This window comes from Lactococcus cremoris subsp. cremoris KW2 (genome assembly GCF_000468955.1).
Lineage (GTDB): Bacteria > Bacillota > Bacilli > Lactobacillales > Streptococcaceae > Lactococcus > Lactococcus cremoris.
Map to the genome: position 1 here is coordinate 761,402 of NC_022369.1, position 16,794 is coordinate 778,195.

The 16,794-nt window shown below is 36.3% G+C and carries 14 protein-coding genes; 13 read left to right on the plus strand and 1 reads right to left on the minus strand.

Features of this window, described 5'->3' with window-relative positions; translation table 11 throughout:
• Positions 1 to 37: 37 nt before the first annotated feature.
• The 3 genes from KW2_RS03760 to KW2_RS03770 all read left to right on the plus strand — a co-directional run bounded on the left by KW2_RS03760 (position 38) and on the right by KW2_RS03770 (position 2,417).
• Positions 38 to 448, plus strand: coding sequence for an EbsA family protein (locus tag KW2_RS03760; protein ID WP_011675941.1), 411 nt, complete (start codon positions 38 to 40; stop codon positions 446 to 448).
• Between the two features lie 92 nt (positions 449 to 540).
• On the plus strand, positions 541 to 1,659 hold the full coding sequence (locus KW2_RS03765; RefSeq protein WP_021036948.1) for a YibE/F family protein: 1,119 nt from the start codon (positions 541 to 543) through the stop codon (positions 1,657 to 1,659).
• On the plus strand, positions 1,656 to 2,417 hold the full coding sequence (locus tag KW2_RS03770; RefSeq protein ID WP_021036949.1) for a YibE/F family protein: 762 nt from the start codon (positions 1,656 to 1,658) through the stop codon (positions 2,415 to 2,417). The genes KW2_RS03765 and KW2_RS03770 overlap by 4 nt, the downstream gene beginning before the upstream one ends.
• Positions 2,418 to 2,466: 49 nt before the next feature.
• Here KW2_RS03770 and KW2_RS03775 read toward each other — a convergent pair whose 3' ends face one another.
• On the minus strand, positions 2,467 to 3,807 hold the full coding sequence (locus KW2_RS03775; RefSeq protein WP_021036950.1) for an amino acid permease: 1,341 nt from the start codon (positions 3,805 to 3,807) through the stop codon (positions 2,467 to 2,469).
• A gap of 364 nt (positions 3,808 to 4,171) precedes the next feature.
• Between KW2_RS03775 and KW2_RS03780 the strand changes: the two genes are divergently transcribed.
• From KW2_RS03780 to KW2_RS03825, 10 genes are all read left to right on the plus strand, one after another.
• Positions 4,172 to 4,981, plus strand: coding sequence for a Cof-type HAD-IIB family hydrolase (locus KW2_RS03780; protein WP_021036951.1), 810 nt, complete (start codon positions 4,172 to 4,174; stop codon positions 4,979 to 4,981).
• 9 nt (positions 4,982 to 4,990) lie between these two features.
• Complete coding sequence (locus KW2_RS03785) at positions 4,991 to 5,542, plus strand: DUF3159 domain-containing protein (RefSeq protein ID WP_011675947.1); 552 nt, start codon at positions 4,991 to 4,993, stop codon at positions 5,540 to 5,542.
• A 61-nt stretch (positions 5,543 to 5,603) separates the two neighbouring features.
• Positions 5,604 to 6,998, plus strand: a complete 1,395-nt coding sequence (gene ftsY / locus KW2_RS03790) for a signal recognition particle-docking protein FtsY (protein ID WP_021036952.1) — start codon at positions 5,604 to 5,606, stop codon at positions 6,996 to 6,998.
• A gap of 180 nt (positions 6,999 to 7,178) precedes the next feature.
• On the plus strand, positions 7,179 to 8,153 hold the full coding sequence (locus tag KW2_RS03795) for a ribose-phosphate diphosphokinase (protein ID WP_014572881.1): 975 nt from the start codon (positions 7,179 to 7,181) through the stop codon (positions 8,151 to 8,153).
• Between the two features lie 123 nt (positions 8,154 to 8,276).
• Complete coding sequence (locus KW2_RS03800; protein ID WP_021036953.1) at positions 8,277 to 8,948, plus strand: helix-turn-helix domain-containing protein; 672 nt, start codon at positions 8,277 to 8,279, stop codon at positions 8,946 to 8,948.
• Positions 8,949 to 9,018: 70 nt separating this feature from the next.
• Complete coding sequence (gene leuS / locus KW2_RS03805) at positions 9,019 to 11,508, plus strand: leucine--tRNA ligase (protein ID WP_021036954.1); 2,490 nt, start codon at positions 9,019 to 9,021, stop codon at positions 11,506 to 11,508.
• A 243-nt stretch (positions 11,509 to 11,751) separates the two neighbouring features.
• Positions 11,752 to 12,507: a MurR/RpiR family transcriptional regulator gene (locus KW2_RS03810; RefSeq protein ID WP_021036955.1), complete on the plus strand. Its 756-nt coding sequence runs from the start codon at positions 11,752 to 11,754 to the stop codon at positions 12,505 to 12,507.
• 405 nt (positions 12,508 to 12,912) lie between these two features.
• Entirely contained in the window at positions 12,913 to 14,331 is a 1,419-nt protein-coding gene (locus tag KW2_RS03815; RefSeq protein ID WP_021036956.1) for a PTS sugar transporter subunit IIC, read from the plus strand.
• Positions 14,332 to 14,442: 111 nt separating this feature from the next.
• Positions 14,443 to 15,807 carry a glycoside hydrolase family 1 protein gene (locus KW2_RS03820; protein ID WP_021036957.1) on the plus strand — a complete coding sequence of 455 codons (1,365 nt, stop codon included), beginning with the start codon at positions 14,443 to 14,445 and terminating at the stop codon, positions 15,805 to 15,807.
• 146 nt (positions 15,808 to 15,953) lie between these two features.
• Positions 15,954 to 16,757, plus strand: coding sequence for an alpha/beta fold hydrolase (locus tag KW2_RS03825; protein ID WP_021036958.1), 804 nt, complete (start codon positions 15,954 to 15,956; stop codon positions 16,755 to 16,757).
• The last annotated feature ends 37 nt before the right edge of the window (positions 16,758 to 16,794 follow it).

The window sequence follows — 16,794 nt, forward strand, 5'->3', positions numbered from 1 at the left end:
CCAAAGTTATCAGCATTTTATATTAAGAGAGGAACCAATGAAAACAGGATATTTTCTTCCAGTGTCACTTAATCATCGATTGGTTTTGCTTTGGGGCATCATTATTTTAAGCTTCGAGCGGACACTTTTTTATGAATTTAATAAAGAGGGCAACTGGTTTTTGACTATTTTGGCAATTGCTTCATATATTATCTTTATCACTTTGATTTGGCCACATCGTTTCTTCATTGCTGATGATGAGCTTCATTTTACAACTTTTCCGCGTGTGCGAATGAAAACAATTGATTTAAAATACATTACAGCCGTAAAAACAACTAAATTTGGTTTTGGATTTTCTTATGCTGGCAAACGTTATCAATTCTTCACTTTTGGAAAGTCTAAAGAAGCTTTAGCAACTTTGCATGATACGATAGAACATTCTGATAAGGTCAGTGATTTAAAAGCCTAATAAAAAAGACGGCAGCTTTGTCGTCTTTTGATTTGTCATTTTAAAAAATAATAACTAAAAATAATTATTTTTGGTTTTGTAAAAGGAAACTTATGAATATAAAATGGATATTCAAAAAAATGCTACTGCCCATTATATTTGCTCTTGTCGCATTTTTTCTCGTTAGTCATGACCAATTCTTGTATAAGGCACCAGTTGGGAAAATAAGTGTTGCTAAAACGCTAAGCAATCATGAAGTTAGTGATGATTTCCAAAATAAAGACCGCCAAATAACACAAGAATTATCGATAAAAGTCCTCAATGCAAAGGATTCAGAACCTATAAGCCTTAAATTAGAGAATACGACAACCTTATCGCAGACAACTGGACAGATATATCGAGTCGGTCAGCAAGTGATTTTAAAGAAAATTTCGGGAAATTATCAGATTGTAACCTTAAAAAGAGATGCATTAATTATTGCTCTTGTCGTTTTATTTATTGGTTTTCTAATCAGTTTTGAACGCTTTAAGGCTTCGCTTTTTCTGCTTTTATCCTTGATTTTAAATCTATTATACTTTGTCATCGTTATCGCCTTCAATGTTGAATTTAATCCACCGGTTATTTTACTTTTTGGACTTCTGTCAGTAATTTTTGCGGCTTCATCGCTCTTGTTTGTCTTAGGGCCAACAAGGCAGATGCTTTATACATTTATTACCACAGTCTTAACAACGGCTCTAACATTTTCGATTGTTTTATTCGTTTTAAAGATGACAGGAAATTCTGGCATTCACTTTGAATATTTAGATTATGTGACCCAAAATCCATCAGAATTTTTCTTTGTTGGCACAATGATTTCGGTTTTGGGAGCAATCATGGACGGAACAGGTGATATTGTTGCAGGTCTTTTTGGTTTGGATAGACAAAATAAATTAAACAAAATAAATATGACTAGCAAAGATTACATTAAATCAGGAATTTCAATTGGTCAAGAGCTTATTGGAACTTTGACAAATGTTTTGTTCATGATTTTTATGGCGGAAACTTTACCAATGACCCTCTTATTATTGAGAAATGGCAATTCTTGGTCTTATATTGCGACGGTTGGCCTTAATCTTGGATTATTGCAAACAATCATTTCGGCCATTGGGATTGTACTGGCTGTTCCAATTACCGCTGTTTTCACAAGTTTTGCTTTGGCTAGAAGTCATCAAGGAAAGGGGATTTCACTATGAATGCACTCCTTATCCTCTTGATTTTATTAATTGTCTTGATGATTTTAGTTGCCAAAAAAGATGGCTTACGTAATCTTATCGGTTTAGCTTTCAATTTTATTGCGATTTTTGTTCTGATTACCTTAATTTCATGGGGCTTTAATGCGATAGTCGTTCTGGTTATCCTGTCAGTAATTATTTTGGCAATCGCCATATTTATGTCTGCTGACGAAAGTGAAGTCACATTAATTACCTTTAAAACGAGTATCATTGTTGTCTTATCATTGCTTATTCTGGCTTTAATCATTCAACATTTTGGTCAATTTCAAGGATTTGCAACAGAAGATGTTGATGAATTAGAAAATCTGTCATTAAATGTGGGTCTTAATTTTTCAAATGTCGCAATTGTTGTCATGGTTATTTCCATGCTTGGTGCGGTTGCTGAATCAGCCATGGCTTTAGCTGCCAGCCTTTCAGAAGTTGTTGAGCAAGATGAGTCCATGAGTCTTGAGCAATTTAAAAGTCAAAGGGAAATCATTTCTCAACAAATTTTGGGAACAGCAGTCAATACGCTATTTTTTGGAGTTTTGGGAGCGACAGTTGGTTTAATTCTCTGGTTTGTACGTTTAAATTATCGTTTGGCTGATATTTTTAACTCAAAATTACTGATGGCAGAAGTTGCAGCGATGCTTTTGGGAATGTTAGGGATTTTATTTGCTATTTGGCTTTCGGGTTATTTTGTTCAAAAATCTTTTGAGCAAAATAATAAGAGCAAATAGTATTGTCAGCAAAAATAAAAAGCTTGATGAAAAATCAAGCTTTTTTTGATTAGTTTAATTCACTGACGGCGTCATTCTTTTTTCGATAACTGATGAAGATGATGATATAAAGAATTGCAGTGAAAACAGTCACTCCGATTGGGTTAGTAAATAGAATACCAATGAGAATGAAGAAGAGAGCAATTAGGGCAAGGAGGCTCATCGTTTTCCCAGAAAGTGATTTTGTTTTAAGGGAGAGACCAAATCCAGCGAGACTAATTAAGAACCAAACGGCCAAAACAGTGTAGGAAAGTGAACCAGCTAAGTAATTAAATAAACGGTCACCAACAAAATAAGAAAGAACAACACCGATATATAGTGTACCCGAACAAAAAAGAACAGCTCTTTGAGGAACATGGTGTTTATTTAAATGAGACATTGTTTGGGCCATTTTTCCTTGACGATTTTTCAAACGGAAAAAAAGAAGGCGAGACGAAGCATAAATTCCGGAATTAATTGAGGAGAAAAGAGCTAGAATGATAATCAGATTGACAATATCTCCGGCAAAAGGAATATGCATTTTATTAAAGACCATGACAAAAGGACTTATTGAAGAAGCAGCCAAAGTTTGCCAATTATAAATGACAAGAAGTAAAAACATAGGAATAATATAAAAAGAGATAATTCGACCAATTACACCGCGAATGGCTTTAGGAATTGCTCTTTTCGGATCTTGAGTTTCACTGACAGTAATAGCAATTAGCTCAGAACCACCATAAGAGTAAATAACAATCAGTAAGGAATTAATGACTCCTTTTAGACCATGTGGGGCAAAGCCACCATGATTAGTCATTCTGGAGAATGTAGTAATTAAATCATTATTGAATACTTGCTTAGCCACAAGATAAACCCCAAAGATAATCAATAAAATAACAACACTTATTTTGATAAAAGCCAACCAATACTCTGTTTCGGCAAAAAGGGCAACTGAAAATAAATTAATAAGAGAAGTTAAGAGAGCAATGATTAAAACAAAGACCCAAGTAGGAATATTAGCAAACCAAAGCTGCAAAAAGCTAGCAGCAGCAACGGCTTCGGCAATGATATTTATCATCCACATTGACCAATAAACCCAGTCTGTAAAATCAGCTGTATGATTACCCAAATAAGGCTGAACAAGTCCAGATAGACCATGGGGATTTTTTGAACTGAGCACGAGTTTTTCTAAACTCTTCATCACAAAATAAAGAACGATACCACCGATAAAATAAGCGATTAAAACAGAGGGACCAGCGGCAGCAATGGCTGATGAGCTTCCTTTAAAAAGACCGGCACCAATTGCACCACCAAGGGCAATCATTGTAATATGGCGTGCCGCCATTTTTTTCTTTAAGGATTGATTAGTTTCCAACGATAATTCCTAGCTTTCTAAATCAATAAGTAGAGACGTCTCTCTTTATATTGACTAATAAAATGATAATAAAATATTAAAAAAAGACGTCCTGAGGACGTCTCTTCGTCCTCGTCAATGACTAACGCCAAAGAGGACTCACACATTTAGCTAAATTAGCTAGTGTGAGCCCTCCTTCAACAACAAGTTAAGAGAAGCTTGTGTATTAGTCATTTTTGGACCTCGTTTTCTTATTTTAAGTGTAATCAAAAGATTTTGATTTGTCAAATATTTTTGTGAATTATCTAAAAATAAGAAAGAAAGCCTGCCTCACAATTGGTGACCATTATTGAACCTCAGTGACTCGGTGTGGTATAATAAAGCAATGAATAAAGAAATTAAACTGATTGCCCTCGATTTGGACGGGACTTTACTTAACTCTTCAAAAGAAATCTCAAAAGAAAATAGACTGGCCATTGATGCGGCACGTCAAAAAGGGGTCCACGTTGTGTTGACAACTGGCCGCCCTCTGATTGCGATTCAGCCTTTTCTTAAGACCTTAGAAATGCTCGATTTTGAAGATTTTTCTATTACATTTAATGGTGGTCTGGTTCAAAGAAATACGGGACAAATCTTATCTAAAAAAAGTTTTACTCATGATGAAATACTTGAAATTAAAGAATTAACTACAAAACTAGGAATTCCATGTGATGTTTTGAGTGAAGAAAAGGTTTATATGACCAAAAGTGACGTTGTTTCTCAATATGATACGTTGAATAAACTCCTGACTTTCATTAAAGTTGATTTTGACCAAGTTCCACTAGATGTTGTTTACAATAAAATCGTTTCTTGTACGGATAAAGAGTTGCTAGATGCTCAATTAAGCAAAATTCCAGAATCTTATTTTGAAGAATTTGAGATTTTTAAAACACAGGCTAAACTTTTAGAATTTATGCCTAAAGGGATTAATAAAGCTTATGGTTTGACACAATTGACAAATCAGTTGAATTTAGGGGCAGAAAATGTAATGGCTATGGGCGATGAAGCCAATGATTTATCGATGATATCATGGGCGGGTTATGGAGTCGCAATGGCAAATGCTGTGCCCGCTGTTAAAGAAGAAGCCAGAATTATTTCTGATTTAACAAATGACCAACATGCCGTGGCCCATATGATTGAAAAATATGTACTTTAAGGAATTGAAATGAAAGATGAAGTTCAAATAAAGAAATATTTGCCAAGTTTAATTTTCGCAATAATTTTACCTGTTGTTGCCTACTTATTATTGAAAACTTGGGGCAGCACAGACACATTAGCACTCGGAATCGCGACTGCTTTTCCGGTTATTCATATGGTCTGGTCTTTGATTGTTAGAAAAGAAGTTAATCCGGTTTCTTTGGTGGCAATAATTGGTTTTTTAATTTCACTTTTAACCGTTTATTTGACTCATGGCAATAATCTTGCCTTCAAGCTTTGGCATCCCATTTTAACAGCGGCAATTGGGACAATTTTTTTACTATCACTTGTTTTTAATCGACCACTATTAGAATTTGCGAATGAAGGACAGAGTCATAAAAAAATGATGATTTTAACACTTTTCATGGGTCTAGTTTTTGTTTGTCATGCTTTGTCAGTTATTTTGTTAGCTTTCTGGGTAAAGACAACAGCTTTTGTTTTAATTTCAAAAATCATTGATTTTTCTGCAGTTGCTATCCTACTTTTAGGACTCGGATTTTTAAGAAAAAAATTAATTTAAAATTTATATTTTACAAATGAACTTTATCATCTATGCATGATATTTATATTAAGGAGAAAATATGGGACTTTTTGACCGTCTCTTCGGAAAGAAGAAACAAGAAGAAACTAAGCATGACGAGCCTGTCATTGAAAAAGTAGTTGTTGAGAACACTCAAGAGCCTAAGAATGAAGAAGAAACAAGAGAAACTACAGAACTTACTGAAGTAAGTCCAAAGCCAGTTGACCTAGAAAATGTGACTGACGAATCTGTCAGTAAAGTAATTGACATTGAAAGAGAAGAAGTTTCAAAAGAAATTGCTGATGGACCTGTTTCTAAAGAGAAAACGATTAGTCCTGAGCGCGAAAATGTAGTCGTTACTGATGAAAAAACTGTTTTATCTGTAACTGATGAAAAAGCAGCAGAAATAACTGACAAAGAAGTAAATTCAGAAGTTTCAACAATTGCAAAGGAAAATGTTACTGACGAAGATGAGGAAGAGATTGTCATTGACATTGATGCTTTGGCTAATATTTTCACTCAATCGCGTGAGGAAACTGAGAAAAAATACGAGCAATCATTAACTTTAACTCGTAAGACATTTTCTGATGGTTTCAATGAACTCTTTGCCAATTTCCGCACAGTAGATGAAGAATTTTTCGAAGAGCTTGAAGAAACGTTAATTATGTCAGATGTCGGCGTTGATTTGGCGATGGAAGTGACCGAAGAATTGCGTAAAGAAGCCAAGTTAATCAATGCTAAATCGACAGATGACTTGCGTCAGCTGATTATTGAAAAAATTGTTGATAAGTTTGATGGTGAAAAATTACCAACACAATTGGATATTCAACCAGAAGGATTGAGCATTTTGCTTTTTGTTGGGGTTAATGGCGTTGGTAAAACAACAACCATTGGTAAATTGGCTGCCCGCTATAAAAATGAGGGCAAAAAAGTACTTCTCGCCGCCGCAGACACATTCCGTGCTGGAGCCATTGACCAATTGGTTGAATGGGGAAATCGTTCACAAGTTGAAGTAGTTACAAAACCAGCTGGTTCTGACCCAGCAGCAGTTGTTTTTGACGCGCTAGCAAAAGCTAAATCAGAAAATTATGATATTCTGCTTGTAGATACGGCTGGTCGTTTGCAAAATAAAGATAATCTGATGAAAGAATTGGAAAAAATCGGAAAAGTCATTAAACGTGAAGTTCCAGATGCACCGCACGAAACAATTTTGGCACTTGATGCAACGACGGGGCAAAATGCGATTCAACAGGCTAAGGAATTTTCAGCTGTTACTCCGATTACAGGGATTGCTTTGACCAAACTTGATGGTTCAGCCAAAGGTGGGATTGTGCTCTCTATCGTTCAAAGTCTAAAAATTCCTGTTAAACTCATTGGTTTGGGTGAAAAAATTGATGATTTACAAGATTTTGATGAAGAATTTTTCGTTAGAGGACTCTTCAAAGAATTATTATAAAGGTTTAATAAGATGAGAAATTAAAAAGAATCTGCAGACTTTAGTAGATTCTTTTTTACTTGTCAACGTTTCCATGAAAATAAAGCCCATGAGCGTTTGAAAAAATTGAGAATTTAATGTAAAATAGAACTACATAAAATAGAACTCCTGTGTTCTTTAGGAATTAAAGAAAGGCTCTTCATGTCGTATTCAAATTTGAAGTTGTTTTCGCTCTCTTCTAACCACGAATTAGCCCAAAAAGTGGCTAAAGAAATTGGAATTGAGCTTGGAAAAGTAAGTGTTGGTGCCCACTCAGATGGCGAAACTGTCGTTCATATCGACGAATCAGTTCGCGGTGATCATGTGTTTATCCTCCAATCAACAAGTGACCCTGTCAATGATAACTTGATGGAACTCTTGATTATGATGGATGCACTTCGTCGTGCCTCTGCCGCATCAATTAACATTGTCTTGCCATACTACGGTTATGCTCGTCAAGACCGTAAAGCTCGTGCCCGTGAACCAATCACATCAAAACTCGTAGCAAACATGCTTCAAATTGCTGGTGCCGACCGTTTAATTACTTTCGACCTTCACGCACCACAAATTCAAGGTTTCTTCAACATTCCAGTTGACCATCTTATGGGGTCACCACTGATTGCTGAATACTTCCGTCGTCAATTAGTTTCTGCTGGTGATGATATCGTTGTTGTTTCACCTGACCATGGTGGTGTCGGACGTGCACGTAAGTTGGCAAACTTCCTAAAAGCGCCGCTTGCTATTATTGATAAACGCCGTCCTCGGGCCAATGTTGCTGAAATCATGAATATTATTGGTGACGTTCAAGGTAAAAAATGTATCTTAATTGATGATATGATTGATACAGCTGGAACAATTACCCTTGCAGCAAACGCATTGAAAGAACTTGGGGCAACCGAAGTTTATGCTTCATGTACTCATGCCGTACTTTCAGGACCTGCGATTGATCGGATTAATAATTCAGCAATTACAAAATTGGTTGTTTTGGATACTATTGAAATGCCAGAAGAACGTCAAAGTGAAAAAATTGTGCAACTTTCAATTGCTCACTTACTTGCTGATGCGATTATTCGCATTCATGAACGTCGTCCATTGTCTCCACTCTTTGAATTACATCTTCCTTCAGAACAAATTTAAAACTAGTTTTAAATTAATTTAGCTAAATGAGCGATTGTTCTGCTAAGCCTAACTAGTATTTATTAGAATTCAAAGTGGATTTACGATAAGACTTCAAGCGACCAGGGGTCGCTTTTTTAAAAAATGGAACTAGAAAAAATTAGAAAAATTTATGAGAAGGTTGACCCAAGTCAGCTGACAGAACGAGAAAAATTACTGACAGAATTAATTTTTACTGACAGAAAATTGAGTATCGACAACCTTCCTAATGGCCGCTATCGCATTTTACAATTTTCCGGAAATAACTTTGAGGAATTGGAAAACACCTTAAAGTTACTTTTGCCTGATTTTGTGAAGAGTCTTAGAGAACAAAAGATTGTCATTGAATTTTTTTCAAGTGACAGTCCCACCACATCAGAACTTTTTGATATTTTTCAAACACTTTCCCAAGATATGGGGGAAGAAGTGACCGCTTATGTCGGTCGCTTTGTTGATAAAAATAGGCTCTCGGAAGTTTATGCTGAAGAAAGTAAAATTTTTGAAAATCAGTCTACTTTTAGTGAGTATATTTTATCAGAAAGCTTAAATCTTTTGGAAAATAATATTTTACATGAGATTTGTAAAGAATTATTAGAAAATCCTGAGGATCAAAAACTAGTCAAGGCAATGTATAAGGCAAGCGCTAATCAAACACAAGCTGCTAAATTACTTTATGTCCATCGAAATACCCTGATTAATAAAATAAAAAAATATGAGCAAAAATATGGCTTGCAACTTTCAGGAAGTGACCTAACTCTTGCTTACAATTTATTATAATCATCAGTTTGAAACATTGAATATATGAGAAAGGAACTGAGTTTGATACTGTTGAACTCAAATCTTTAATATGGAATACAATCATCAAGAAATTGAAGCCAAATGGCAAAAATTCTGGGCGGATAATCAAACTTTCCGCACTGGGACAGATAAAACAAAACCAAAATTTTACGCGCTAGACATGTTCCCTTATCCATCTGGAGCTGGACTTCACGTGGGACACCCAGAAGGGTATACAGCAACTGATATTTTGAGCCGTTACAAACGTGCTCAAGGCTTTAATGTCCTTCATCCAATGGGCTGGGATGCTTTTGGTTTACCAGCTGAGCAATATGCTATGGACACAGGGAATGACCCTGCGGAATTTACAGCTGAAAATATTGCTAACTTTAAACGTCAAATCAATAGCTTAGGTTTCAGTTATGATTGGGAACGTGAAGTAAATACGACTGACCCTAACTTCTACAAATGGACACAGTGGATTTTCACTAAACTTTATGAAAAAGGACTAGCTTATGAAGCAGAAGTAGCAGTAAACTGGGTTGAAGAGCTCGGAACTGCTATTGCCAACGAAGAAGTGCTACCAGATGGTACATCTGAACGCGGAGGTTATCCAGTTGTTCGTAAACCAATGCGTCAATGGATGCTTAAAATTACAGCTTACGCCGAACGTTTACTTGAAGACCTTGAAGAAGTGGATTGGCCAGAGTCAATCAAAGAAATGCAACGAAACTGGATTGGTAAATCAGTTGGGGCAGACGTTACCTTCAAAGTTGAGGGAACGGACAAATCATTTGAAGTCTTTACAACTCGTCCTGATACTCTTTTTGGCGCGACTTATGCTGTTTTGGCCCCTGAACATGATTTAGTTGATGCAATTACAACGCCGGAGCAAGTTCAAGCAGTCGCTGATTATCGTCGTCAAGCAAGTCTCAAATCTGATTTGGCTCGTACAGACCTCGCTAAGGAAAAAACTGGCGCCTTTACAGGTGCTTATGCGATTAATCCAATTAATGGACGGAAGATGCCAATTTGGGTTGCAGATTATGTTCTGGCCTCTTATGGACATGGTGCGGTCATGGCTGTACCTGCTCATGATGAACGTGACTGGGAATTTGCTAAAGTTTATGGACTTGAAATTTTGCCTGTTGTTGAGGGTGGAAATGTAGAAGAAGCCGTTTATACTGAAGATGGTCCGCATATTAATTCAGAATTTTTGAATGGTCTTGATAAAGCACAAGCGATTGAAAAAGCCATTGAATTTTTGGAAGAAAAGAAAATCGGGAAGAAAAAAATCACTTATCGTTTGCGTGACTGGCTCTTTAGCCGTCAACGTTATTGGGGTGAGCCAATTCCAATTATTCATTGGGAAGATGGAACATCAACTGCTCTACCCGAAAATGAATTGCCACTTGTTTTACCAGTGACTTCTGACATCAAACCTTCGGGAACTGGTGAGTCACCATTGGCTAATTTGACAGATTGGTTGGAAGTTACACGTGAAGACGGTGTAAAAGGTCGTCGTGAAACGAACACAATGCCTCAATGGGCAGGTTCAAGTTGGTATTACCTCCGTTATATCGACCCACACAATACTGAAGCCTTGGCTGATTCAGATCTCCTCAAAGAATGGTTGCCAGTTGATATCTATGTTGGAGGAGCTGAACATGCGGTTCTTCATTTGCTTTACGCTCGTTTCTGGCATAAAGTACTTTATGACTTAGGAGTGGTGCCAACTAAAGAACCTTTCCAAAAACTCTTTAACCAAGGAATGATTTTGGGAACTTCTTACCGCGACCATCGTGGAGCACTCGTTGCAACTGACAAAGTTGAAAAACGAGATGGTGGATTTTACCACATGGAAACGGGCGAAGAGCTTGAACAAGCACCAGCTAAAATGTCTAAGTCTCTTAAAAATGTCGTGAATCCTGATGATGTTGTGGAACATTATGGTGCTGATACATTACGTGTATATGAAATGTTCATGGGACCACTTGATGCAAGTATTCCTTGGTCAGAAGAAGGACTTGAAGGAGCTCGTAAATTCCTTGATCGTGTCGTTCGGATGATTGATAATTCAGAGATTAGTGACAAAAATAATGGAGAATTGGATAAAGTTTATAACGAAACAGTGAAAAATGTCACTGAGCGTTTGGACTTGATGTATTTTAATACAGCCATTTCCCAATTGATGATTTTTGTCAATGCGACAAATAAAGCGAAAGTTTTACCTTTGGAATATGCCAATGGATTTGTTCAACTTTTGGCACCATTCGCACCACATATTGCCGAAGAACTTTGGGTAAAATTAGGGAATGAAGCTGGAATTTCTTATGTCGCTTGGCCAACTTTTGACGAAAGTAAATTAGTTGAATCAGAAGTTGAGATTGTTGTTCAAATCAATGGAAAATTGAAAGCAAAAATCAAAATTGCCAAAGACTTAGGGCGTGATGAACTTGAGAAAATTGGTCGCGAAGCCGTTGCTGAGGCACTTGAAGGTGAAAATGTTGTCAAAGTAATTGCTGTTCCAAATAAATTGGTTAATATTGTTGTAAAATAAAAATGACAATTAGAATATTCATCAGATAAAACCCACAAGATTGGCTGTCAGTAAATATATTTTGATGGCTAAAGTATAAAAGTGAACTAAGCTGGTTGACGAATTTGTCAGCTAGCTTATTTTATTTTGAAAAAATACTTATCAATGAATCAGAGAATTCTGTCAGTAAATCATAGTCGTTTTAAAAAGACAGGCTTACAAAAATAACTCAGAAGTACTTATAGAAAGGTTTGGTCAGTAAAAATGATTGATTTCTTACCTGAGCAAGTACGTACGCTCAATGAACTAGAAACTGCGGCTTTCAACTTCATCCTATCTAATTTATCAACTATCGATAAAATGTCAGTCAGACAACTTGCACAAGCAGTTCATGTTTCGACTGCAACAGTCATGCGAATGACTAGAAAACTTGGCTTTGAAGGTTGGGTAGAATTAAAGTATTATCTCAAAAATCAAAATCAATTAGCAGAAATTCCAGTTAATTATTATGAAAATTTATTGCAACTCGATCTGTTTTTACGAAAAATAACCTCTAAGGAAGCGGGGATAAAACTTGAAGAAGCTGTTAAACTAATTCGTGAAGCTCGCTATATTATCTTTATTGGAGTGGGTTCATCTGGCGCTTTAGCTGAGTATGGAGCTCGTTATTTTACAAACATTGGCCTAGAATCTTATGCTATTTCTGACCCTTATCAAGCCATCAAAGGAAAAGGGGCGCCAGACGTTTTAAGCATCGTCTTATCAGCTTCTGGTGAAACTGATAAAATTATTGAACGAGTCGTTAAACTAAGAGAGGAAGCCTCCGCAAAGATTGTTTCAATTACGAATCATCCAGAAACAACATTATCCAAACTTTCAAATATCAATCTGACTTATGGCTTTCAAACGGAATATTCTGCCTATGATCCTCTTGAAAATTTGACATCACAACTGCCTGTCATTGCTTTTATTGAAATTTTGGCCCATCAAGCAATAGAAAAAAGTGATAATCGTAACTAATCTTGTAACATGTGACAAAGATAAAAATACCTCTTGCAAATATTTTTGTAAGGGGTATTATTGTATTGTAAACGTTTTAATTGGTGAAAGAGAAGTCTGAAAGGACATTTTGCTTCATCTTATTTAACTGAGTTCGGTGTGCTAGAAACTTATGAAAAAAGATAAAATTTTCCATAGTCTCTAAGCGAGCACCCCTCACATCTTAATCAATTGAGTTCGCCCTCCTTGAAATGAGTGAAAATGCGATTCGCCTTGCGACTTTAGTCGCTTAGAGCGAATGGACAGCGTAGCAGCTTGCTGCGTAGATAGATAAAATTTTGAACCTGCACAAGTGCAGAACCAAAAATTTTCCTAATTTTCCTCATTTCAGAACAGTCGGGCTCACATCTTAAAGGAGGTTTATTTATGAACGGCTTCATAAATAATAAAGTATTGCCGCCAATTATGAAATTCGTGAATACACGAGCAATGACGGCTTTGAAAAATGGGATGCTATTTGCGATGCCATTTATCATTGTTGGGTCAATTTTCTTAATTTTGGCGAACATTCCAATTCCACCTGTTGCCAAATGGTTATCAGACAATGGCTGGTCCGCTATTTTTACACAAGCTTTCAGTGTTTCGTTTGGTATTCTAGCCATCTGGGCAGCAGTTGGGATTGGTTATTCTTATGTCAAAGAGGCAGGTTTTGGTGATGTGGCTTTGCAAGGTGGCTTAACTTCTCTTTCTGCATTTTTCATTGTTCAATCTCTAAGTATTGCAAATCCAATTACGGCGGCTCTATCCACTGGAAAAGAGGCTTCAGGTATTGGAAATCTCACGGGAGCCCAAGCAACGGCTGCTTTTGAAAAGCTTCCTCATGCCATGCAAGTTTTCTTGAATAACCCAGTGACAGGAGTGCTCAATTTAACTTGGAATGGTGGTCAAGGAATGATAGCCGCTATCGTTATCGGTATTTTATCAGGTTGGGCTTATTCGGCAATGATGAAAGCTGGTTGGAAAATTACCCTTCCTGAGCAAGTTCCTTCAAATGTTGCCAATCAATTTACATCAATGATTCCAACAGGAGTAATTGTCGTTGCCGCTACGGTTATTTATGCTTTGTTCGATAAAATTGGACATACTGATGCAGTAACCATTATTTACCACTGGTTATCAGTTCCTCTACAAGGCTTAGGTGGCTCATTTGGCGGAATCATTATTATTTCACTCTTAGTTCCATTCTTCTGGTTCTTTGGGGTTCATGGTGGGATTATTATGGGGGCTATTACCTCTGCCTTCTTGATTCCAAATACTTTTGCCAACGCTTCACTTTATCAGTCACACAAGCTAAGTTTAGCTAATGGCGCTCATATTGTGACCAATGAATTTTATAATAACTTTATTAATCTTTCAGGTTCAGGAATTACTTTTGGATTAATTATCTTTACGATTTTCTTTGCTCGTTCTGAACAGATGAAATCAATTGGTAAAGTAGAGTTAGTCCCAGGTTTATTTAATATCAATGAACCTTTCTTATTTGGCTTGCCCCTTGTATTGAATCCTGTTCTTGCTCTACCATTCTTCCTTGTTCCAGTTGTGGTTTCAGCAACGGTTTATGGTGCCATTTATTTCCATATTGTTCCGCCAATGAATGGTGTTGCTGCTCCTTGGACTACGCCACCCATTATCTCTGGATTCTTAATCGGAGGTTGGCAATATGCGGTGCTACAAGTTATTGCACTTTTAGAATCAATTTTGATTTATCTTCCATTTGCTAGAAAGTATGACAAAATGCTGTTAGAAGAAGAAGCAAAAACTGACGCTGATGAAGCTCTTGCTTAGTCAAACTAATAAGGAGTTTAGAAACTCCGAAGAAGTTTTTTTCTTCGGAATTTCTTTTTATTAGAAATAGACTTAGAAATTTATAGTTAATAAAATAAAAAGGAGAAATAAATGAAAGATAAAATGCCTAAAGGCTTTTTCTGGGGAAATTCAACTTCATCAATGCAAACCGAAGGAGCCTGGAATGAAGGGGGGAAAGGACCTTCCGTTTATGATGTGGATACTGCGGGGCGTCGGGCTAAAGATTGGCAAGTAACTAATGATAATTACCATGACTATTCACGAGACCTTGAGTTGATGAATGAAATGAATATGAATATGTATCGCTTTCAGATTTCTTGGTCACGCGTTGTACCTGATGGTGACGGCGCATTTAATGAAGAAGGAATTGCTTTTTATAATCGATTAATTGATGATTTACTTGCTCACGGAATTGAACCTATGATTTGTCTCTATCATTTCGATATGCCATTAAATCTGGCTGAAAAGTATGATGGTTTTTTGAGTCGAAAGGTCAAAGAGGCTTTTGTTCGGTTTGGGCAAGAAATGATGAGAAGATTTGCTGACAGAGTAAAATATTGGATTGTTTTCAATGAACATAATCTTTATTTTGCTGACGGCTTTGAGCATTACTCAGGAGTTTTGAAAAAAGACCTAACGCTCTCTGATATGTACACTGTTTTTCATCATACGATGCTTGCTCATTGTGAATTGGTTCAATTTTTGCATCAGAATTTTGAAGGAAAAATTGGTGGAATGTTAGCGACAACAGAGATATATCCAGCCAGTCCGTCTCCTAAAGATAATTTATATCTCAGAAAATTTGATGAATTTTACAATCGAAATCTCTGTGATGTTTACGCTTTTGGACATTATTCACATGAAGTTATGACTTTTGTTAAAAATCAGGAAATTGATATGGATTTCCAAGAAGGAGATGATGAAATTTTAAGAAATGGTATTTCTGATTTTATTTCTTTTTCATATTACCGTTCCGTTTTATTAGATGCAAGTCAATTGTCTGAAAATGATGCGCCAAATTCTTACTTGACTAAAGGGATGAAATTAAATCCCTTGCTTGAACATAATCAATGGGATTGGTCCATTGACCCAGAAGGCTTTAGAAGAATTCTAAGTAGATTATATAATGAATTTGGGTTGCCTGTTTTTCCTATTGAAAATGGAATTGGTCAGTCAGAAAGTTGGAATGGGAAAACTGAAATTGCTGATGACCTGAGAATTTCTTATCATCGAAGACATCTGGAAGCTATGGAAAAAGCGATATTTACTGACGGAGTCAAAGTACTGGGCTATCTTGGCTGGGGCTTAATTGATATTCCCGCTTCATCAGGAAATATTGATAAACGCTATGGAGCTGTTTATGTTGACCCTAAAAGTCTTAAACGTATTCCAAAAAAATCATTTTATTGGTTCAAAAAAGTTTTTGCTTCAAATGGGAATCAGTTGGAAGAATAATGTGAGTTAATTCAATTTAAATAAGTCCATTATTAAAAAATGAGAATTACTGACGAGTCTGTCAGCAATTCAAGAGTTCAGAATCTGCCAGTCCTGGCAGATTTTTTGATACAATGAAAGCATTGAAAAAACTTGAGAGGGAAAAAATGTCTTTTTTTACCACAAATGATTTAGTAAACATAAATTTTCATGATTACGGAAGCTCAATGAATCCTCCTATTATTTTGATTGGGGGTTACTCATCAAGTGAGGTGACTTGGTTTGCACAAATTGAGGCTTTCGTAAATGCCGGATATCGGGTGATTACTTATGATCATCGCTCACATGGGGATTCACAGAAAGTTGATTATGGCTTGACTTTACATCGATTGGCCATGGATTTAAAAGAATTGATTGACCACTTGCAACTAAAAAACGTCATCTTAATCGGACATTCAATGGGTGCGGCAACAATTATGGCTTATGAAGAATTATTTACTGACGAAAATGTAACAGCAGTAATCACAGAAGACCAAGCGCCAACTTTTTTTAAATCAGCTGACTGGTTAAATGGTCAATATGGGAAAACACTAACAGAATTATCATCTTTTATTGATGATTTTCCCAAAACTCGCTTGACTCAAAAAAAACTTTCAGATACAGTTAAACGCACTTTAGGACATGGTATGAAACCATTTGATTTTAAACGGTTTCGTCCCTTATTGCAAAATGTAATTTTACAGGACTGGCGAGCTCAACTGACTCAGGAACAAAAGCCACATTTATTTTTTTCAGGAGGTCAATCCCCTATTTTTCCGGCTATTCATGCCCAAGCAGCGCGTGAACTACAAAAAAATCCAGATTCTGAATTTCAAATTTTTGAAGGCTGCGGTCATATTTTACATTTGGAAGAAATTGAAAATTTTAACCAAGCGGTCATTGATTTTCTTTATAAAATACAAAAAGACTGATTCTGTCAGTTTTTTTGCTGACCGTCAGTAAAAGTTA